This window comes from Candidatus Arsenophonus triatominarum (assembly GCF_001640365.1).
Taxonomy (GTDB): domain Bacteria; phylum Pseudomonadota; class Gammaproteobacteria; order Enterobacterales; family Enterobacteriaceae; genus Arsenophonus; species Arsenophonus triatominarum.
Map to the genome: position 1 here is coordinate 140,380 of NZ_LWMI01000005.1, position 19,924 is coordinate 160,303.

General features: G+C 37.5%; 23 protein-coding genes, 8 pseudogenes and 1 riboswitch. Of the genes and pseudogenes, 21 read left to right on the forward strand and 10 right to left on the reverse strand.

Annotated features, from left to right (window positions below):
* The first annotated feature begins 13 nt into the window (after positions 1 to 13).
* The 9 genes from AYJ55_RS02345 to AYJ55_RS02370 all read left to right on the forward strand — a co-directional run bounded on the left by AYJ55_RS02345 (position 14) and on the right by AYJ55_RS02370 (position 3,784).
* A complete protein-coding gene (locus AYJ55_RS02345) occupies positions 14 to 211 on the forward strand; it encodes a phage holin family protein (protein ID WP_063654012.1) in 198 nt (65 codons plus the stop codon).
* Positions 211 to 564, forward strand: a complete 354-nt coding sequence (locus tag AYJ55_RS02350) for a glycoside hydrolase family protein (RefSeq protein WP_063654013.1) — start codon at positions 211 to 213, stop codon at positions 562 to 564. Before AYJ55_RS02345 ends, AYJ55_RS02350 begins: the two co-directional genes overlap by 1 nt.
* Before the next feature lie 212 nt (positions 565 to 776).
* Positions 777 to 1,004, forward strand: coding sequence for a phage tail assembly protein (locus AYJ55_RS02355; RefSeq protein WP_425393765.1), 228 nt, complete (start codon positions 777 to 779; stop codon positions 1,002 to 1,004).
* Between the two features lie 23 nt (positions 1,005 to 1,027).
* The gene (locus AYJ55_RS34375; protein ID WP_281181074.1) at positions 1,028 to 1,135 is read left to right on the forward strand and encodes a GpE family phage tail protein; all 108 of its coding nucleotides are present in this window, start codon (positions 1,028 to 1,030) and stop codon (positions 1,133 to 1,135) included.
* The gene (locus tag AYJ55_RS30450) at positions 1,128 to 1,283 is read left to right on the forward strand and encodes a hypothetical protein (protein WP_187153156.1); all 156 of its coding nucleotides are present in this window, start codon (positions 1,128 to 1,130) and stop codon (positions 1,281 to 1,283) included. The genes AYJ55_RS34375 and AYJ55_RS30450 overlap by 8 nt, the downstream gene beginning before the upstream one ends.
* A 5-nt stretch (positions 1,284 to 1,288) precedes the next feature.
* A complete protein-coding gene (locus tag AYJ55_RS02360) occupies positions 1,289 to 1,651 on the forward strand; it encodes a hypothetical protein (protein ID WP_063654017.1) in 363 nt (120 codons plus the stop codon).
* A gap of 42 nt (positions 1,652 to 1,693) precedes the next feature.
* Positions 1,694 to 2,449, forward strand: coding sequence for a hypothetical protein (locus AYJ55_RS02365; protein WP_063654019.1), 756 nt, complete (start codon positions 1,694 to 1,696; stop codon positions 2,447 to 2,449).
* Positions 2,450 to 2,598: 149 nt separating this feature from the next.
* Positions 2,599 to 2,871 (forward strand): tyrosine-type recombinase/integrase, encoded by a 273-nt coding sequence (locus tag AYJ55_RS24650; protein WP_281181075.1) that lies wholly within the window; start codon positions 2,599 to 2,601, stop codon positions 2,869 to 2,871.
* Positions 2,872 to 2,953: 82 nt separating this feature from the next.
* Complete coding sequence (locus tag AYJ55_RS02370; protein ID WP_063654021.1) at positions 2,954 to 3,784, forward strand: hypothetical protein; 831 nt, start codon at positions 2,954 to 2,956, stop codon at positions 3,782 to 3,784.
* Between the two features lie 480 nt (positions 3,785 to 4,264).
* Here AYJ55_RS02370 and AYJ55_RS02375 read toward each other — a convergent pair.
* A pseudogene (locus AYJ55_RS02375) lies at positions 4,265 to 5,281 on the reverse strand (IS481 family transposase).
* 62 nt (positions 5,282 to 5,343) lie between these two features.
* Between AYJ55_RS02375 and AYJ55_RS02380 the strand changes: the two are divergent.
* The 3 genes and pseudogenes from AYJ55_RS02380 to AYJ55_RS02390 form a co-directional block, all read left to right on the forward strand.
* Positions 5,344 to 5,598 (forward strand): annotated as a pseudogene (locus AYJ55_RS02380) (transposase); the annotation flags it as partial.
* Between the two features lie 83 nt (positions 5,599 to 5,681).
* Positions 5,682 to 6,581: a transposase family protein gene (locus AYJ55_RS02385; RefSeq protein ID WP_063653812.1), complete on the forward strand. Its 900-nt coding sequence runs from the start codon at positions 5,682 to 5,684 to the stop codon at positions 6,579 to 6,581.
* Positions 6,582 to 6,633: 52 nt separating this feature from the next.
* A pseudogene (locus AYJ55_RS02390) lies at positions 6,634 to 7,532 on the forward strand (IS3 family transposase); the annotation flags it as partial.
* Positions 7,533 to 7,589: 57 nt separating this feature from the next.
* Here AYJ55_RS02390 and AYJ55_RS02395 read toward each other — a convergent pair.
* The 4 genes from AYJ55_RS02395 to AYJ55_RS02410 form a co-directional block, all read right to left on the reverse strand.
* On the reverse strand, positions 7,590 to 8,123 hold the full coding sequence (locus tag AYJ55_RS02395) for an IS630 family transposase (protein WP_162505291.1): 534 nt from the start codon (positions 8,121 to 8,123) through the stop codon (positions 7,590 to 7,592).
* A complete protein-coding gene (locus AYJ55_RS02400) occupies positions 8,047 to 8,412 on the reverse strand; it encodes an IS630 transposase-related protein (protein WP_063653415.1) in 366 nt (121 codons plus the stop codon). Before AYJ55_RS02400 ends, AYJ55_RS02395 begins: the two co-directional genes overlap by 77 nt.
* 320 nt (positions 8,413 to 8,732) lie before the next feature.
* Positions 8,733 to 9,119 carry a hypothetical protein gene (locus tag AYJ55_RS02405; RefSeq protein WP_063654027.1) on the reverse strand — a complete coding sequence of 129 codons (387 nt, stop codon included), beginning with the start codon at positions 9,117 to 9,119 and terminating at the stop codon, positions 8,733 to 8,735.
* Between the two features lie 96 nt (positions 9,120 to 9,215).
* Positions 9,216 to 9,455, reverse strand: coding sequence for a hypothetical protein (locus tag AYJ55_RS02410; protein ID WP_162505250.1), 240 nt, complete (start codon positions 9,453 to 9,455; stop codon positions 9,216 to 9,218).
* A gap of 219 nt (positions 9,456 to 9,674) precedes the next feature.
* On the opposite strand from AYJ55_RS02410, the pseudogene AYJ55_RS30455 reads away from it, so the two are divergent.
* From AYJ55_RS30455 to AYJ55_RS02445, 7 genes and pseudogenes are all read left to right on the forward strand, one after another.
* Positions 9,675 to 9,941 (forward strand): annotated as a pseudogene (locus tag AYJ55_RS30455) (hypothetical protein); the annotation flags it as partial.
* 527 nt (positions 9,942 to 10,468) lie between these two features.
* Positions 10,469 to 11,449: pseudogene (locus AYJ55_RS02420) on the forward strand (IS701 family transposase).
* Positions 11,450 to 11,796: 347 nt separating this feature from the next.
* Positions 11,797 to 12,668 (forward strand): annotated as a pseudogene (locus AYJ55_RS02425) (IS982 family transposase).
* A 94-nt stretch (positions 12,669 to 12,762) separates the two neighbouring features.
* The gene (locus AYJ55_RS02430; RefSeq protein WP_245677244.1) at positions 12,763 to 13,305 is read left to right on the forward strand and encodes a DedA family protein; all 543 of its coding nucleotides are present in this window, start codon (positions 12,763 to 12,765) and stop codon (positions 13,303 to 13,305) included.
* Positions 13,306 to 13,767: 462 nt separating this feature from the next.
* A riboswitch (M-box (ykoK) riboswitch) is annotated at positions 13,768 to 13,937 on the forward strand.
* 132 nt (positions 13,938 to 14,069) lie between these two features.
* Complete coding sequence (locus AYJ55_RS02435) at positions 14,070 to 15,008, forward strand: magnesium transporter (protein WP_063654056.1); 939 nt, start codon at positions 14,070 to 14,072, stop codon at positions 15,006 to 15,008.
* A gap of 930 nt (positions 15,009 to 15,938) precedes the next feature.
* Positions 15,939 to 16,274 carry an MFS transporter gene (locus tag AYJ55_RS02440; RefSeq protein ID WP_063654032.1) on the forward strand — a complete coding sequence of 112 codons (336 nt, stop codon included), beginning with the start codon at positions 15,939 to 15,941 and terminating at the stop codon, positions 16,272 to 16,274.
* 140 nt (positions 16,275 to 16,414) lie between these two features.
* A complete protein-coding gene (locus AYJ55_RS02445; RefSeq protein WP_063654034.1) occupies positions 16,415 to 16,705 on the forward strand; it encodes a hypothetical protein in 291 nt (96 codons plus the stop codon).
* Positions 16,706 to 17,341: 636 nt separating this feature from the next.
* Here the strand turns inward: AYJ55_RS02445 and AYJ55_RS32495 are convergent.
* The 5 genes and pseudogenes from AYJ55_RS32495 to AYJ55_RS02470 all read right to left on the reverse strand — a co-directional run bounded on the left by AYJ55_RS32495 (position 17,342) and on the right by AYJ55_RS02470 (position 19,031).
* The gene (locus AYJ55_RS32495) at positions 17,342 to 17,590 is read right to left on the reverse strand and encodes a PTS fructose transporter subunit IIB (protein ID WP_063654036.1); all 249 of its coding nucleotides are present in this window, start codon (positions 17,588 to 17,590) and stop codon (positions 17,342 to 17,344) included.
* A gap of 20 nt (positions 17,591 to 17,610) precedes the next feature.
* Positions 17,611 to 17,850, reverse strand: coding sequence for a hypothetical protein (locus tag AYJ55_RS02455; RefSeq protein ID WP_063654037.1), 240 nt, complete (start codon positions 17,848 to 17,850; stop codon positions 17,611 to 17,613).
* Positions 17,851 to 17,861: 11 nt separating this feature from the next.
* Positions 17,862 to 18,111 (reverse strand): annotated as a pseudogene (locus AYJ55_RS02460) (PfkB family carbohydrate kinase); the annotation flags it as partial.
* A 96-nt stretch (positions 18,112 to 18,207) separates the two neighbouring features.
* Entirely contained in the window at positions 18,208 to 18,669 is a 462-nt protein-coding gene (locus AYJ55_RS02465; RefSeq protein ID WP_063654041.1) for an IS630 family transposase, read from the reverse strand.
* Positions 18,666 to 19,031, reverse strand: a complete 366-nt coding sequence (locus AYJ55_RS02470; protein WP_063653415.1) for an IS630 transposase-related protein — start codon at positions 19,029 to 19,031, stop codon at positions 18,666 to 18,668. Before AYJ55_RS02470 ends, AYJ55_RS02465 begins: the two co-directional genes overlap by 4 nt.
* Positions 19,032 to 19,156: 125 nt before the next feature.
* Between AYJ55_RS02470 and AYJ55_RS02475 the strand changes: the two genes are divergently transcribed.
* Together AYJ55_RS02475 and AYJ55_RS35420 are read left to right on the forward strand one after the other, a co-directional pair.
* Positions 19,157 to 19,426 (forward strand): hypothetical protein, encoded by a 270-nt coding sequence (locus tag AYJ55_RS02475; RefSeq protein ID WP_162505252.1) that lies wholly within the window; start codon positions 19,157 to 19,159, stop codon positions 19,424 to 19,426.
* A pseudogene (locus AYJ55_RS35420) lies at positions 19,411 to 19,924 on the forward strand (transposase); the annotation flags it as partial. The gene AYJ55_RS02475 and the pseudogene AYJ55_RS35420, both read left to right, overlap by 16 nt.

Genomic DNA, 19,924 nt, shown 5'->3' on the forward strand with positions numbered 1-19,924 from the left:
AAAAGGGGGAGTTATGCGTATGTTTGAAAAGTATTCAACCCCCAGGGTTTACGTGTGGAGCGTTCTGACCAGTGTCATGGGATTTTTTACGCTTGATCAATGGGTTGGCCTGATAGGTATCGTCTGCACGGTCATCACCTGTGTGGTCAACTGGTATTACAAACGCAAAGAGTACCGGCTAAAAGCGCGTGACATTAAAGGGATGCCATGATGATGATACCGAAAAAAATAGGGATGGCAACGGGCGGTAGTGCGTTGTTTTTGGCCTCAAGCATGATAACCCATTTTGAAGGATTGAGATTCAAGCCCTATTTTGACGGGGGCGGTGTGCTTTCGGTTTGTTATGGGCACACAGGTAACGATATTGCGCGCAATCGGACGTACACGCAAGAAGAGTGTGATAAGTGGCTTAATGACGATTTAAACGCGGTTAAACGTTACGTTGACCCATTGATTAAGGTCAGTATCAATGCACTCACACAGGCAGCACTTTACTCATTTGCTTATAACCACGAGTTTCGCACCAATAAAAAACGCTCTATTTTTAAGTTTAATTCAGCATAATATATAAATAGACAAAATCTTATAAATTAAAAACAACTTATTGTAATTTAAACAAATTTATACATTTTAGTAACGTGCAAATTAACCATTGCTTTTAAGCCATTTCTGGAATTTTATATTCCTGTGCGAAACTCGTGACCATGAAAAAAACACCCAATACCCTACAATAAACCTGGAGAACCCATCTGCGCGGTGAAACGCCCATTAGCCAGGTGACGCTTCGAAAACCGCAAGTCGGCGATCTGCGGGGAGTCCAGTTAAGTCCGCTGATGCAGATGGATGTCGATGCCGTAATGAAAGTCTTACCCCGCATTATGCCCCCGAGCCTGAAGGAACAGGAAATGCGACACATGAGTCCGGGCGATTTTTTCAATCTCGCCAATGAGCTTGGGCTTTTTTTGTTGCCGAAATCGGTGACGGCCGACTTCCCGACACGTTAACCGTCGAAGCACTGGAAGCCGATATTGCAGTCATTTTTCACTGGCCACCCTCTGAAACCCGCCAACTGTCATTGGCGGTGTTGCTGATGTGGCGGCATCAAGCGTATTTACGAAGTGGGTCGCATGAGTAAAGAGTTACGTTTACAGGTCATTTTAAGTGCTATCGATAGGCTAAGTGGCCCTTTTGAAAAAGCCAAAACAGCCAATACCCGACTGGCGAAACAGCTTAAAAGCACGCGTGAACGCTTAACGCAACTTAATCAGGGAGCCAAAGACTGACCCAATTGCAGACACTGGGCGGCAAAATCAATACGCTGGAAAAAGCCCGCCTGAAAGGCAAAATGATGGGGCTTGAGATGGCGGGTCTACCCAACCCCACTCAAAAACAAACGGCTGCGCTGGAAAAACAGTGGGCCAATGTGGCGAAACTCGAGCGTCAATATCAGGGCTTTCTCACCCAAAATCAAAAAATCCGGGCGTCGTTTGATAAAATGGGGTTATCCGTTAATCACGCTGACCAGGCCACCGTCCATATCCGACAAGAAACACAGAAATATACGCAAGCGTTAAAAAGTCAGGAAGGCCAGCTTGCCAAAATTTCAGCACGCGAAAAACACCTCACCACCGCCAGAAACCGTTATCAATAGCGCATGAACCGCCGAAGCAATCTACTGTCTCACGGGGCGGGCATGGTCGCCACCGGTACCGCCACGGCCATGGCGGTCAAACCGACCCTCAATGAAGCGGCGATTTATCAAAAAAAAGCGATTTCCTTTAAAGCGCTTGGTGGTGGGGAGGCGATGCTGGCGGACGCCGAAAATTTTGCCAAAGGTATGCATATTTTTGGTAACAGTACCACCGAAAACCTGAAAGTGATTAAAGAGGCTTACTCAGTATTACGCGATTATCATGAAACCGAACTGGTCTCGCCGACGTTGCTTAACCTGCAATTCGCCACTAAATTTATGTCGTCGCATGGTGTCAGTGAATCTGCTGCCCAGACGCTACGCGACCAGTCACCCTCTGTGCTCAAAATTGCCGAGTTACGTAATGAAATCAACACCCCAGCGCAATTTAAACGCTCCGTTGATATGACGGCAAAATCGATGACCGCCAGTGGTGGAATGGTCTTGCCGGAAGATTACTTGGCGATGCTAAAAACAGGTGGCACCGCCGTCAAACAGATGAACACCGATGCGTTCTATTTTAGTCTATCACATCTTATCCAGCAATTAGGCGGTGACCGAACCGGCACCTCATTAAACAGTGCTTATCAAAATCTGGTGAAAAGCAAAACGCCCCAAGGTGCCATGGAAAACCTGATCGGGCTAGGTCTCTTGAAAAAAGAGTCAGTCAAATACGTCAAAACAGGGCACGTCACCAAGATGACACGAGTTTCGCACTGGCATATAAAATTCCAGAAATGGCTTAAAAGCAATGGTTAATTTGCACGTTACTAAAACGTATAAATTTGTTTAAATTACAATAAGTTGCTTTTAATTTATAAGATTTTGTCTATTTATATATTATGCTGAATTAAACTTAAAAATAGAGCGTTTTTTTATTGGTGCGAAACTCGTGAACTATATTAAAAATTAACAAAAACAACTCAGAATATATTATCAATGATTCTGGTAAAAAGGTTTCAATAGAAAAAATATCAAAAGGATTTACAAAATTAAGGGATAAAACAAATTTAACATGGGAAGGTACGCCGCCATCATTTCATGAAATCCGAAGTTTATCTGCAAGATTATATACAGAAAGAAATGGCAGTGAATTTGCTCAAAAATTATTAGGCCATAAACCAGCGGAAATGACAGCTAAATATCAGGATGATAGAAATAATGGATGGATTGAAGTATAATTCATAGTGAATTATAGTGATAAAATAAATGTAATTTATTGATATATAATAAAAAATATTATAGCATCTTTGGAGATAGAAGATGGAGCACAATGAACAGCGAATGCTTTACCAGTGGTTAACTACCGGTTTGGCAAAAGGTAATTGTCGCATTCAGCTTGCTTATGTTGAAGGGGATGGTCAGTGGTGGTCGTGGTTGTCCAATGATTCGGCAGGTATTTGGTGTGACCACTCTAATTGGCAGCAGGCGCTGCAAACCTATAGTGGTAGTGCTGATCCAACGCTTGTTACTGAAGATTTATTTCCTTGCATTAGCGCAGCCTGGTTTGCATTGCTTGGCGAAACAGTTAATGCAAAATTGAGCCAACAGCCGATTAATTACTGGTTGCCTAAGGGCATTTATCCCGTTATTACGGTAGACGAATGTCAGTTTGCGGTGGTCAATATTGGATCAGAAAAGTGGCAGGCAGCTTTCGCCGATTGGATGCCATTTCAAGCTCCGCCTGTGCAAGTGACGGTTAAATTGTTAGCCGGTTTTATTGCTGATTGTGAAAATATTCGTCATAAGTATGGTTATTGGTTAGCTGATGATGTGGATGTTCGGCAAGGCGAAGCATTATTATGGTGGCATGAACCATTGGCTATCGTGACATTAACCGATGTTAATCAATTATGGGTAAAAGAAATCCGACCGACGGTTACATTTAACCAAATACCCTATTTAGCTCAGATTGCCACTATTGATTTGCCATTAGCACAACTTTATACCCTTATTGCCGCCGAAAATTTGACTGGTAAGGTGATGTTAGAGACACGAGTATGCTTATTGCGTAACGAACAACGCGTTGCTTGGGGAGAGTTATTAACTGCTCGAACTGGGATGGCATTTCACTGTCTTGAACTTGAAAAATAGTTTTACTGTTTTTTCTTGCCTCTTTTTTTAATGCAATAATATTAAAAATATTTAGCCTAGACAAAAGAGGTAGAAAAAACAGTGAGTGTCATCAAACTAGATATGATCATGTTTATGATGACATGCAATGCATTTGATTTTATCAGATAAATACAGCAGGATTAACGATACGATTACCACGCCAATAAGGTATAAATAGCCAGTGGCTTTGTCATGCCAGTCGAATAAAAACATGCAGTAGAATGAAATCGATGATATTAACAGAAAAGCGATTATCATCAATAAGTATGACACAATCAGCGATAGGCATTTTTTCATATAACCTCCTATTAGATTAGATGACAATATTATTTAAACATCTATCTTTCATTAATATGATCCTAACTATAGATGAGATTATTAACGGATCGTATAAAAAATTTAAATTTTTCATTATATTTAACCTGATAGTTACCGGTTATTTATACAGTACCTGTCAGGTTAAATTTGATTTAAATCTTTCTCTCTCCAAAATTGTTTTCCATCGTGTAAAGTTGCCATAGGAGAGTTCGACCGCAACACATTTTTCCTTGATGAGTGCGTTGGTTATTATATTCCGCTAACCATTTATCTAAATCAGGTTGTAATTCATCTAAAGCCCTATAGATTTTCTTACGAAAAGCCACCTGATAGAACTCTTGTAATACAGTTTTACTGAAAGCCTTCACAAATCCCATTAGTTTGAGATGAACGAGCTTTAGTTTTTGTATGATCAATATCATTGATAGCGAGATAAAGTTGATAATCGTGATGTTCAACTTTACCACAATACTCACTGCCTCTGTCCGTCAGTATACGTAACACCGGTAACCCATGCTGGGAATAAAAAGGGAGAACCTTGTCATTTAATAAATCTGCCGCCGTTATCGCGCTTTTTGTTGTGTAAAGCTTACAATGAACAACTTTACTGTAAGTATCAATGTAAGTTTGTTGATAAACACGACCAACGCCTTTTAAATGACCGACATAAAAAGTATCTTGTGAACCCAGATAACCTGGATGCGCTGTTTCAATCTCACCACAGGCTTCATCATCTTGCGCTTTCTTTTCTAGAGCACTGATTTGTGATTCTGACAGGATAATTCCTTTTGTTGCGATTTTATCTTCAAGCGCTTTTAGGCGTTTTGTAAAATTTTCGAGATTATGGCGCAGCCAAATAGAGCGAACGCCACTCCCCGAAACAAAAATGCCTTTTTTTCTTAGTTCATTACTACTGCGGTGTTGACCGTGTGCAGGGTATTCAATCGCATACTCGACTACAGCGCTTTCAATCTGTTCATCTACTCTATTTTTTACGTTAGGCACCCGTCGATTTTGATTAATTAAAGCGTCTATCCCACCGTCGTTAACAAGTTCCTGGTAGCGATAAAACGTATCTCGGGATACCCCCATAATCTTACAGGCTTTTGAGACGTTATTAAGCTCTTCAGCGAGGTTAAGTAACCCGTGTAGTGGCATACTAAATTTGGCCACCTAAGTTGAGGTGATATGCTTACCTCATAATTTTTATAGGTGCCGAAATGAGTAAAATAATTACTGCTGAATTTAAATGTGAAACCGCCAAATTAGTCCTTGACCAAAATTACACCTACCAGGAAGCCGCGAAAGGCATGAACGTCAGTTTTTCAGCGATTAGCCGGTGGGTAAGAGCCCTTCGTTTAGAACGTCAAGGGAAAACATCGCCTGGTCTGCCATTAACACCTGAACAAATTGAGTTCAGAGAAATGAAGAAAAAAATCCACCGGCTGGAAATGGAGAATGACATCTTAAAAAAAAATAGTTGCTGAATAGAGACTTGCATTTTTTGTCACGCTATAGACAATAAAAAGAGGTTTAACTTAGAAAATAACGGTTTGAAATGATCAACAAAGAGCGGTTGTTACGAGATAATCGTTTATGTAAAGCAATCATTGGATTATCAGTCGAAGAATTGAAAAATTTAGCCGCTGAATTTTCAGCTTGTTATTTGATTTATCGGAAAAAGAATCGAAAAGATCACGAGCGGCAGATGGGTGCAGGGCAGAAAGGATTTATCCCAACCCCATTAGATAAACTGCTTTTTATTTTATTGTATTTAAAATGTTATCCGACCTATGATTTGCAAGGACTTCTTTTTGGTTTAGATAGAACACGGGTATGTCGCTGGGTAAAAATATTATTGCCGGTTTTAGAGATGACCTTGGGGCGAGAATGTGTTTTGCCCGCTCGTCAAATTCGCTCTGCTGAGGAATTTTTTCGCGCCTTTCCTGGAGTTAAAGACGTCTTTATTGATGGGACAGAGCGACCTGTCCAAAAGCCTAAGAATCTGCGTCGGCGAAAAAAAATGTATTCGGGAAAGAAAAGACAGACCACTCGAAAAGGGCTTATTATGACTGACGAAACGAGGAAAATTGGATTTATCCCCATGATCAAAAATGGGCGCCGTCACGATAAACGCTTACTCGATAAAGTCGATATAATTCGCCATATTCCCCCTGAGGTAACCATCTGGGCCGATACCGGTTTTCAAGGTATAGATAAACAGCATCCTAATACACAAATCCCAAAAAAAGGAACTCGAAAAAGACCTTTATCGCCTGAACAAAAACAAGAAAATAAAATAATCTCGGGCATCCGTATTACGGTTGAACACGCCATCGCGGGTATCAAGCGCCTCGGTTGTATGACCCAAATTTTACGGAATCGTAGACCCTTTATTGATGATACCTTTTTACTCCTTAGTGCCGGTCTTTGGAATTTCCATCTCAGAACAGCCTAAAATTTACTTCAATCACCGAAATACCCTTATTTCACTATTAAGCAACACGCTTAAAGGCTACTGCGCTCTTAATGTCCGACTCACTGAAAAATTTTCGGTAGTTGAAAAGCTAAGAGTGCTTTATCCGGTGAAAACTTTGTGTCGTATTTTTAATGTTCACCGAAGCAGTTATCGCTATTGGTGTCGGCCTAAGGAGCCAGATATTGAGCGGACGATAAAACGTAGCCTAGTCAGCGAAGCGTGGAACGTTAGTGGCGGCTTATCGCCACGATGGTTACCAATACACACAACGTGAAACTTGGGCGGTGGTTAGCGGGTAAGTTGATGAAAGAATTAATCATCGTCAGTTGCCAAGAGCGAAAACATAAATACAACCGCGGTGGAAATGAACGTATTGATATTCCAAATCTGCTCAATAGGCAGTTCGCTGTTACAAAGCCTGACCAGGTTTGGTGCGGCGATGTAACCTATATTTGTACAGGCTCACGATGGGCCTATCTGGCTGTGGTATTGGATTTGTTTGCCCGAAAACCGGTGGGCTGGGCAATGTCATTTGCACCAGACTCAGAATTAACCGCCAAAGCACTACAAATGGCTTGGGAACTATGTGGGCATCCCAAACAGGTGATGTTCCATAGTGATCAGGGAAGTCATTATACCAGTCGTCAGTATAGGCAGGCATTGTGGCATTATCAGATGACCCAAAGTATCAGTCGCAGAGGGAATTGTTGGGATAATAGTCCGATGGAACGATTCTTCCGTAGTCTGAAGACCGAATGGGTGCCAACGACTGGCTACCAAAGCTTTAGTGCTGCTCAGTCAGCCATTATTCGCTACATAACCCACTACTATAGCGATATAAGACCTCACTGGTATAACGGTGGATTAACGCCAAACGAATTAGAGCGACTGTTCCGTGAACAGTCAGGTAGGGTGGCCAATTTTAGTTGACCACTACACCGACTTTATGTTTGATGATAGGATTATAGCTAGGCGACTTAATTTTGATTACAGCATATGTATTAAAAACAGGTCATCGATAGTGCATCCTGTTTCCATCTTTTTACGTTTAGCTTGAGACCATTTATGTTCTATAGGATTTAAATCTGGTGAATACACAGGCAAATATTCTATCTGGTGTCCTGCGTTTATAATTGCCTGTTCAATATTCTTACCTTTGTGAAAGCTAGCGTTGTCCATAAAAATAACAGAATTTTCAGGAAGTTCTGGGAGCAATATTTTTGTGATCCAAACATAAAAAACATCACGATTAATATTGCAATCAAATAATCCGATAGCAAAAAGGGTTGTTCCCAATAAAGCGCCAATAACATTTGTTCTTCCCTTAGCACCCCAGTTTTTCAGGCCAAAACAACGGTGACCTTTTGGGGAATAGCCGTGAGTTCGTGGAGTGTCATGTGAAAAACCACTTTCATCAATAAAAACAACAGATTTATCTTTTTTTTCATACTGTTGTCTTTTTTGCTGATGTGCCAGCCTGTCGCTTTCGTTGGTTTTTGGATGGAATAGAGTTTTTTTTATAGGTTAATCCCAGCTTTTTAAGGGATTGCCAAATAGTCTTTTTACAAACACCGAATCGCTCTGCCCGTTCCTTTTGGTAAGCATCTGGATACTGTTCCACATCTTTTGCTAAAGCATTTTTATCGAGCTTCCTCTTACGTGGCGTTGAATTTTTTGGCTCTGGTCGTTTAAGCCAACGTACTAAAGACGCTTTTCCAATACGGAATTGTTTCGCAGTTTCTCGAATTGTTAAACCTTCGGCTTTCCTTACAGATATTACTTTACGTCGAAAATCAATTGTATAACTCATAACACACCTTGTAATCAAAATTAAGTCGCCTAGCTATATTTGTTTGATACATAGAATTACCTTTTATTTCACGAGTTTCGCACCAATAAAAAACGCTCTATTTTTAAGTTTAATTCAGCATAATATATAAATAGACAAAATCTTATAAATTAAAAGCAACTTATTATAATTTAAACAAATTTATACGTTTTAGTAACTTGCAAATTAACTATTGCTTTTAAGCCATTTCTGGAATTTTATATGCCTGTGCGAAACTCGTGTATTTAATTATCTAATGATGTTAATTAAAACCGGTAACGCTCTTTTTTAAATCAGAATTGTCAGATTAAGTTAAGACTAATATAAGTTATTTCTTGTACTTTAGGGTTCTGTTTTCTCTGATTTTTACTAATTTTTTTCAGGTATTTTCTTTCACTTTCAATACGTTGTGCTTCTGTTTTACGGTAAGCGCATACCCGTACGGTATATTGTACGCCCTCTGAGCTCATGATCGCTTGCCATTCTCCATATTCTCCCTTTGCCAGATTGCGAAGGTGCTTGAATTGTTCAAACTTATTTCCTTCTAGGTCAAGCAACGGAAGCCCTAGTAAATTCATTCTTACCACTACATCCGCTGCCTGCTCAATAATATGCTTTATTTCCGCACGATGGTTGAATCCTCTATCAACTATGACGATACTTCCTTTCTGTACACTAAACCTCTTCAATGTTTCACCCTCACTGATCGGTGTAATCAGTGACTGGTAACAGTTCAATGTTCGGATATCCATTGCATAGTGAATTCTCCTCTCAGGGGAACGGCTTCAGGGTTCTTTTACCACAGATCCATCTACAGCAATAAGTGGACGATGGCTTATGGATTCAGGAATATCAAAATTCTCTGATGTTTGCTTTACGAGACCTTCGGTCATCCATTGGAACCACGCACCGCATTTATCAATACGTTTTAGAAGCGCAACATCTGAGATATTGACTAAGCCTGCAGCAGCTGCTCGAGCGACAGTTTCACGCATTGAGCAATCATTACAAAAATAAATCAGCAACACCCTGAGCAAAAGAAAAGAGCAGAACTAATAAATTGACGTCCAAATTTCAATGCACCGCATTCTCGAGCTTTATCTTGCCAACCATCAGGCAGGAGCATCGTTATTTTTTCCCAGTCGTCAAACGCCAAATTTGTAGTAGATGTCATTTTCATCATCTCTTCTCAACCATGAGAAGCAATTATAATACATCGTGATGATTTTTTGGTTAGCGCTTATGGGGCAATTACCGGTGCATTATCGATGTATTTTCATGTAACACTGATGGCGCCGCATGGTGGGCTGTTTGTTATGTCGATCCCTGGGGCGGTACAACCAATTATTGCTTATCTGTTAGCAATTATCAGTGGGACTTTAATCAGCGCAATATTATATTCGTACTTAAAAAGATCAGAAGTCGACGCTTCATTGAATAAAAAAATACTCAACTACGCGAGTTTAGCACCAATAAAAAAACGCTCTATTTTTAAGTTTAATTCAGCATAATATATAAATAGACAAAATCTTATGAATTAAAAGCAACTTATTGTAATTTAAATAAATTTATACGTTTTAGTAACTTGCAAATTAACCATTGCTTTTAAGCCATTTCTGGAATTTTATATGCCTGTGCGAAACTCGTGAACTAATTATTTTGTCATTAACAAAAAATATATTGTTAATGACAAAGATAATCATTAATCGATATTCAAATTAAACAGAGAATATTGTAGTATCAATCTTACTTACCGGTTCAGGCTCTGTATTAATTTTAATGCCAAATGTCTTAAAATAAATAGATGTTCTGACTGCTAACTAAATAGAGATCTCATTTATTTGATATTGATTGTCACTAGCAGCCAATTTACCATTCAAACAGCCACTCACTAACATATGTACATGAGTTAAATTTTTATTTACTCATAAGTCACTAAATTTAGTAAAAATAATCCTATTCTATCAGCCACGAGTTTCGCAATCTCCAAAAAAGAAGTATAAATTTAAAAACAAGAAAAAATTAAGGTGTTTATATTTTGTCCGGTTATCCATGCATTAAAAATATCTATAAAACATTCTTACAAGTAAGCAGTGTAAGATACTCTGGTTTGGCGTTATCAGAAGTAAGCCCATCGCCTTTATCTCATGACACTATTAGTCGATGGCTAAAAAGTAGATGTTTTCGACCTAAAGACCTATGACGATTAGTTCAACCTTCTATAGATAAAAAAAGCCCTTGGGTACTAATAGCTGACGATACACTAATTGCCAAAACACGTAGTAAAAAAATAGAGATGGTCCATTATCAATATTCAGGTAATGTACATGATGTTATTGCTGGCATAGGTTTAGTTAATTTACGTTGGCATAATCTAACAACTGTTGAATCAATTCCTATTGATTATCGTATTTATGATAAAGATTCTGATGGAAAAACAAAAAACACGCACTTTTCCGAAATGCTCGCTCTTGCTAAAAAAAGAGGGATTATACCAGAAGCGGTAGTGATGGATGCTTGGTATTCTAGCCTGGATAATCTGAAATCAATTCGCTCTCATGGTTGGGGTTGGGTCAGGGTAACCACGCTGAGGAAAAACAGGATTGTTAACCATAACAAACAACTGAACAAGTTAGACATCTCAGAAGAAGGAACTCCAATACACTTACGAGGCTACGGTTGGGTGACTGTTTTCAAATTTACAACCAAAAACGGCCGTATTGATTACAGAGTAACAAACAAAGACAATCCCACCCGTCAATACGTCAAATCTATCATGGATGCTCGTTGGTCTGTTGAAGTTTATCATCGAGAAGTTAAACAAAATTGTGGTATTGAACGCTGTCAGGCTCGCACGAGCCGAGCGCAAAGAAATCATATTTTTCTAGCTATTTCTGCTTGGTTTGAACAACATAGACGTCGTATATTTGAAAAAATAACCCTTTATCAACAAAATTGGAACGTAATCAAAAATGCTATTACTGAGCACATCCGTGTTTTATTAGCGTACCCAAATTAGTTTTGTGCGAAACTCGTGTCAGCAATTAAATCATACCTGAGTTCGGGATAAGAAATAAACACGAGTTTCGCACAGGCATATAAAATTCCAGAAATGGCTTAAAAGCAATGGTTAATTTGCAAGTTACTAAAACGTATAAATTTGTTTAAATTACAATAAGTTGCTTTTAATTCATAAGATTTTGTCTATTTATATATTATGCTGAATTAAACTTAAAAATAGAGCGTTTTTTTATTGGTGCGAAACTCGTGATAAAGTGAAAGTCTGCTATTCAAATAGTTGAATGCGCATATTTCGTTAAAATACTCTAACAATCTGGTTAAAGAGTAGAGCATTGTTAAACAATTATGGAAAATCTTACTGAACTTTATTGCCTGATGGATGATTTTTGTAAAGACTTCGAGCCAAAAATGCATGAAATTTTGCTGAATAACGGTAGCAAGCGTCGTAGACGGTCTACTCAGCTTTCATTGGCTGAAATGATGACACTGGTTGTTTTGTTTCATCAACTCCGATTCAGACAATTCAAGGAATTTTATCTCTATCATGTCCGTTTATATCTCAGGAAGGAATTTCCTAACTTGCCATCATATTCACGCTGCGTAGAGTTACTTCCGCGCAGTGCCTTAGCTTTAACGGCACTGTTTGAGTCAATTAAGGGAAAGTGCACGGGTCTGTCGGTTGCCGATTCTACTCCGATAGCTGTGTGTGATAACTTACGGATCCGCCGGCATAAAGTCTTCGATGGGATAGCTGAACGAGGAAAAACCTCAACAGGTTGGTTTTTTGGTTTCAAACTTCATGTAATTATCAATCATTTGGGGGAAATACTCAGTTTTCGACTTACACCAGGAAACACAGATGATCGGAAACCATTACCTGAGCTGATAAAAGATCTTTCTGGTTGTTTGTATGCGGATAAAGGGTATTATCGGCTTCACTGAAACAGCAACTGAAAACAATGGGAATTAACCTTATAACGAATATCAAGAAGAAAATGAAGCCTGTTGAACAGACTTGTTTCGACAAAGCCATCTTGCGTCATCGTTCTGTCATTGAAACGGTATTTGATGAGTTAAAAAATCTTTGTCAGATAGCGCATACGCGGCGCCGCTCTCCTGCTAACTTTGTAGTGAATTTATTAGCCGGGCTGGTTGCATATTGTTTAATTCCATCTAAACCAAAGATACCTGTGGCAGGAACATCTCTTCAAGCATAATTGATAATGCTTATCCCGAACTCAGGTTAATATAGATAGATTATATTATTTTCTTATTGCTGACGAAAATAGCCAATTAAAGAGAAAAAACGCAATGAAAACAGAAGAATTTATGACATATCTAAATGCATTTTGGTTAGAGTTTAATTTACATCCAATATGGTTATTTACAATATTATTTAGCGTCGCCATGAGCAAATCTACCGTTGTTTTATCTTCTTTTCTTCCGCCTGCATCCGTTATGTTATTAACGGGTATTACTGCCAGTCTGCCAAAACTGAATATTAGTTTAGTTTGGTTGGCCATTACTTTAGGTGCAACCTCAGGTTCAATAATTTCCTACTATTTGGGTAATCAAATAACTACTAGAAAATTATTTAGTCGATTTTTCAATCGCTATCAGTCAACTATTGATAATGCCCATAACAAGTTGCAAAACCAAGGGATGACGGTGTTGTTTACCTCACGTTTTATTGCAATATTGAGATACATGATCCCATTAGTCGCCGGCATGTTATTAATGAATAGGACTAAAGTATACAGTATCTGCTTATTATCAGCGGCAATATGGGCAGCTGTATTTATTTTAATTGTTAAAGGCGCATTTACTATTATGGCACCAGAAACACTTATGTAAAATAAACGAAGTTATTTAAGATAATAAAAACAAAAAGTTAAGAATTTTTATAATATTTCGATTAAAAACCAGCTAATTTTTCTCCATTCATATTTCAAACAATCATATCTTTTACTTTATAATCAGATAAAAACAATATTTCCTTATTTTTCTCGGTTAAAATTTAATTTTGTTAAATCTTAACTAAACAACTTTAAGAAAAAATTGTAATCAAGATAACACGAGTTTCGCACCAATAAAAAACGCTCTATTTTTAAGTTTAATTCAGCATAATATATAAATAGACAAAATCTTATAAATTAATTGCAACTTATTGTAATTTAAAAAATTTATACGTTTTAGTAACTTGCAAATTAACCATTGCTTTTAAGCCATTTCTGGAATTTTATATGCCTGTGCGAAACTCGTGGATAAGTAAATTTATAATCGCTGGCGTTCAACATTGTTGACGTGAAATACAATAAACGATCTCGTTATGGCGAGGCTACCTAACAAACAAAAGTTACTGCCGTACTTGCATAGAGACAGGCTTGTATTGGTAAAACAGGTATGATCGAATCAAGGTCTTACAAAAGTAACTTTCCGCTTGGAATACGTTGTTAGAAGCTAAAACCTAAACGTTGGGATCCATTTCCCACGTTAGTTCGCCCCGGTGAGAAATATTAACACCTATAGGGGACTGTTATATGGCTTTACCTATCCAACAAAATACATTTAAACCTCGCTATTATGTAGACCAGACAAACGCGACTGCGGCTTCATATATGACCCAGAATTATATAACTCTACCAGAACATATTTCTGTCGCTGAAGCAAAAAAAGTTTTTCTGGAAAAACTTGAGGATAATAGTATTACTAACCAAATTTTCATTACCACTAATGATAAATTAATGGGTATTTTATCAGTGAAATCACTATTAAAATACCCTAACGAAAGTGATAGTATCAACCAACTCATGCAACCTAATTTTTTCTTTGTTGCTCCTGGCGATAAACGCACTGAATTAGCAAAATCGTTGCATGACTGTGGTTTTGATCTAGTACCAGTGTTAGATAAAGGATTATTAGTTGGTGCACTTAGCGAACGAGAAATTGATCGCATATTGGAAGATGATGCAACCGAAGATGCTCAACTGCAAGGTAGTAGTTTACCGTTAGATAAACCCTATCTTCAAATGACTCCTTTTGCTTTATGGAAAAAACGTAGTGTTTGGTTACTTTTACTGTTTATTGCGGAAGCTTATACCAGTACAGTCATTAAATCATTTAAAGATCAATTAGAGGCTGTAATTGCTTTAGCCTTCTTTATTCCACTATTGGTGGGAACAGGTGGGAACAGCGGTACTCAGATCTCATCAACAATTGTACGTTCAATGGCAATTGGAGAGCTTTCAATTAGTCACATATGGCAGATCTTGCGTAAAGAAATGTCAACTGCGGTACTAATCGCCATCACATTGGGAGCAGCTGGGATCCTGCGTGCTAGTTTTATGAATATCGGTTGGGATATTTGTATTGTTATCAGTCTGTCACTAGTCTGTATTACTCTCTGGTCAGCAATTGTCTCTTCTGTTATTCCATTATTACTGAAAAGATGTGGTATTGATCCGGCGGTAGTTTCTGCACCATTTATCACAACACTTGTTGATGGTACTGGTCTGATTATTTACTTCGAAATTGCCAAGGTTGTCCTCAATATATAATAAACAACAGGCTCGGTTAGTTACCGAGCCTTTACTATTATTAAAATCTAAATATTTGCCGATAAAAATTAGCGTAAAAATAACATCCTGTTATTCCGTGGCTTATTCTAAAATTGTGATAGTTTTTTTAAGATATCAATATTCCATAATAATTTAATGACATCGAAGTAAATTTCTATCTATTTTTTCATCAACATGCTGCTAATTAAAAACGTGTATACTGCAATGTTTTTACATTTTAATTTGCTAAATTGGTATCACTTTAATGAAATACCATTTAAAAACGAGCAAACCGGATAAAACCTAAATTAATGCTCAACAGCAAATAAAAAAGTTTGCTACTTCTCATCAACTCCGTTTGAATATCTATCTGAATTTTCCTGCATGCATGAAATAAAATTTTCAATTAAGGAAAATATTTATGAATAAAATTAACAGGCAAAATCTAAAGTTCTTTATTTCACGAGTTTCGCACAGGCATATAAAATTCCAGAAATGGCTTAAAAGCAATGGTTAATTTGCAAATTACTAAAACGTATAAATTTATTTAAATTACTATAAGTTGCTTTTAATTTATAAGATTTTGTCTATTTATATATTATGCTGAATTAAACTTAAAAATAGAGCGTTTTTTTATTGGTGCGAAACTCGTGTACTTTTGGCTTAGCGCTGCTCACTACGATGGGTATTTTAGGAGTTGATACTTATTTACCGTCTATCCCAGACATCGCAGCAGAATTTAACACGAGTTTCGCACAGATATATAAAGTTCTAAAAATAGCTAAAATAACGTTTTATCTGAAAAATACTCAATAATATAAAATATATATCTATTTCAATAAATTATGTATTAATTGGCAATTTTTGCGAATTATATATTATGTCGAATTGAACTTAAAAATAACTTGTTTATTTGTCGGTGCGAAACTCGTGTTTAATAAAAGTCTATCATCAACCCAACTTTCAATTATGGTCTACACATTGGCAATCGGATTAGGAAAATTAATCTTTGGCCCGCTTTTAGATGCTATCAGTCGCAGCAAAATTATGTTAACTGGTGTGGCTATCTATGCAACCGCCACCTTTATGTTAACACAAACAGATAATCTACCTGCTTTTCTTGTTATTCGTGTTATTCAAGGATTAAGTATTTCAATCACGTTAGTCACCTCAGTCAGTGCGGTGCGTGATGTTTCGCGAGGTACAGTTGCCGCTCTGCTATATAGTACACGAATTTCGCACAGGCATATAAAATTCCAGAAATGACTTAAAAGCAATGGTTAATTTGCAAGTTACTAAAACGTATAAATTTGTTTAAATTACTATAAGTTGCTTTTAATTTATAAGATTTTGTCTATTTATATATTATGCTGAATTAAACTTAAAAATAGAGCGTTTTTTTATTGGTGCGAAACTCGTGTAGTATTATCATTACCATTGAAGGCTTTGTGCCTATTGCATCACCATTAATTGGTGGTTTCATCAATGATTTATGGGGGTGGCGTAGTATATTTGGCTTATTTTTTATCTACGCCCTAATCACGATTGTCTATGTTTTTTTTGCTTTTCCTGAAACATTAAAAGTAAAAAACGGACAACTTTTTCCTGGCACAAAACCTGCCATATATATCAACATATCGCCTGCCAACCTAAATTCTATTTATCCTGTTTGTCGCTCGGTTCATCTTTTTCATTAATTTATTGTTATGTTACTGCCGCGCCTTTTATTTTTACGCTCAAATTTGGTGCCAGCGCCTCAATATTCGGTGTCTACTCTGCTATTATTGGCCTCTTTTTACTGGCGGGCGCATTTTTATCAAGTAAATTACTACGGAAATTTAGCGCCACAAAAATTTTATCCATTTGGCTAAGATCACTGCAAATATTGATAATTCTATTTATTCCAATATTTATCTACCAAAATAATACCATCACTTTTTTTGCATTCTTTGCCATCATTATGTGTAATAGCTCAGACTTGAGTTGCTGTTTTCTCAGTTAACTTCACGAGTTTCGCACCAATAAAAAAACGCTCTATTTTTAAGTTTAATTCAGCATAATATATAAATAGACAAAATCTTATAAATTAAAAGCAACTTATAGTAATTTAAACAAATTTATACGTTTTAGTAACTTGCAAATTAACCATTGCTTTTAAGTCATTTCTGGAATTTTATATGCCTGTGCGAAACTCGTGAACTTGTCTGAGCTATTTTTTACTTTGTGAGGTTGATAATATTCAGCTTTAGTTAATGCATTATCCATTTCTTGTGCTGTTCTTTTTAAGGTGGCACTCGTTAAGGTGTGATAAATACGTTTACCGGCAAATTTCGTTAAATCAACTTCAATATTCGTAGCAGCAATAATAAAATCGGCGTCATTGATCTCTGCTGAGCTAATTTCATTGCTGTTCCTACCGAACCATGTGTTTCTACTTTGATTTGCCAGCCGCGCTTTTTAGCTTCAATTTCTAAGGCTTCTGCTGCCATAAAAGTATGAGCTACTCCAGTAGGACAAGCAGTCACGGCTAAAACACGCTGATTTTTTGCCGCCGCTGGTTTGGTAAAATTGACATTGTTCACAATAATCGCTTCTTTTTTGGCTATAGAGAGAATTTTTTCTGACTTACATATTGTCTGTGCTTCATCAGTAAAAAAACTTTTTTACCAGTTAATTGGCGTTCATCAGATATATTTTCACCAATAACAATAATTAGTTCCGCTTCTGCAATATTATCCGTTAATTTTAAGGATTGTTGTTGTATCTGTTGACATAATATTTGCTTAGCAAGATAGGTTCTTTGTGGCATTTGGGGTGAATGGACAATAGCAATTGTTTTCATCAGGATATTCCTTATATTTGAAATGGGATCAGCTCAACACGGTTCATCATTTTTGTCAGTTGTTGTCGATCCATGCCCCCTAACATTACCTTGGCTGACTGATATGGCACTGATAGCGGTTGCCAAACGCAATGTATGCTCACTTGTTTGTCGCATCAGTAAGCCATAGATTAAATCGCCTGCACCAACTGTACTAACAACCTGGCATTTTTGTGGCGTGGCTAACCAGGCGCCGGACGAGTTGACCCACATTGCACCTTCTTCACTGTCACCGATCATGCAAAACTGATCCACTTGGTATTATTCGTACATTTTTGTACGGGTAATTTATGTTATAGCTAGGCGACTTAATTTTGATTACAGCATATGTATTAAAAACAGGTCATCGATAGTGCATCCTGTTTCCATCTTTTTACGTTTAGCTTGAGACCATTTATGTTCTATAGGATTTAAATCTGGTGAATACACAGGCAAATATTCTATCTGGTGTCCTGCGTTTATAATTGCCTGTTCAATATTCTTACCTTTGTGAAAGCTAGCGTTGTCCATAAAAATAACAGAATTTTCAGGAAGTTCTGGGAGCAATATTTTTGTGATCCAAACATAAAAAACATCACGGTTAATATTGCAATCAAATAATCCGATAGCAAAAAGGGTTGTTCCCAATAAAGCGCCAATAACATTTGTTCTTCCCTTAGCACCCCAGTTTTTCAGGCCAAAACAACGGTGACCTTTTGGGGAATAGCCGTGAGTTCGTGGAGTGTCATGTGAAAAACCACTTTCATCAATAAAAACAACAGATTTATCTTTTTTTTTCATACTGTTGTCTTTTTTGCTGATGTGCCAGCCTGTCGCTTTCGTTGGTTTTTGGATGGAATAGAGTTTTTTTTATAGGTTAATCCCAGCTTTTTAAGGGATTGCCAAATAGTCTTTTTACAAACACCGAATCGCTCTGCCCGTTCCTTTTGGTAAGCATCTGGATACTGTTCCACATCTTTTGCTAAAGCATTTTTATCGAGCTTCCTCTTACGTGGCGTTGAATTTTTTGGCTCTGGTCGTTTAAGCCAACGTACTAAAGACGCTTTTCCAATACGGAATTGTTTCGCAGTTTCTCGAATTGTTAAACCTTCGGCTTTCCTTACAGATATTACTTTACGTCGAAAATCAATTGTATAACTCATAACACACCTTGTAATCAAAATTAAGTCGCCTAGCTATATCACGCTGATACTTTGCTTTTTACAGCTTGCCATCCGTCTTTTCTGTCGAAATTCCGTCCGTGCGCAATTAACAAAAGAGGAATAAAGTGATGAATACGTTAGCGCAGAAACTCATCATCAAACATCCACCCCTTAATGTGGTGAGTACAAAAAGCAGCGCCATTTTGCCTGTTGAACAAAATGCGTCAATCGTTAAAAAAACAGCCATGCATGGCTTGCAACTGATAATGAATGTCAGTCTTTATTTTCCATTGACGTTTGTCTGGCTCACGGTCGCTTTTGTGTTAAGCGGAAATTTGTCAATGACTTATCCCTTTGAACCCGAGGCGATGTTTTTGACGTTCAACCTTCTATAGACAAAAAAAGCCCTTGCGTACTAATTGCCGATGATACATTGATTGCCAAAACACGTAGTAAAAAAATAGAGATGGTCCATTATCAATATTCAGGTAATGAACATGATGTTATTGCTGGCATAGGTTTAGTTAATTTACGTTGGCATAATCTAACAACTGTTGAATCAATTCCTATTGATTATCGTATTTATGATAAAGATTCTGATGGAAAAAAAACACGCACTTTTCCGAAATGCTCGCTCTTGCTAAAAAAAGAGGGATCAAGCCTGAAGCGGTAGTGATGGATGCTTGGTATTCTAGCCTGGATAATCTGAAGTCAATTCGCTCTCATGGTTGGGTCTGGATAACCACGCTGAGGAAAAACAGGATTGTTAACCATAACAAACAACTGAACAAGTTAGACATCTCAGAAGAAGGAACTCCAATACACTTAAGAGGCTACGGTTGGGTGACTGTTTTCAAATTTACAGCCAAAAACGGCCGTATTGATTACATAAA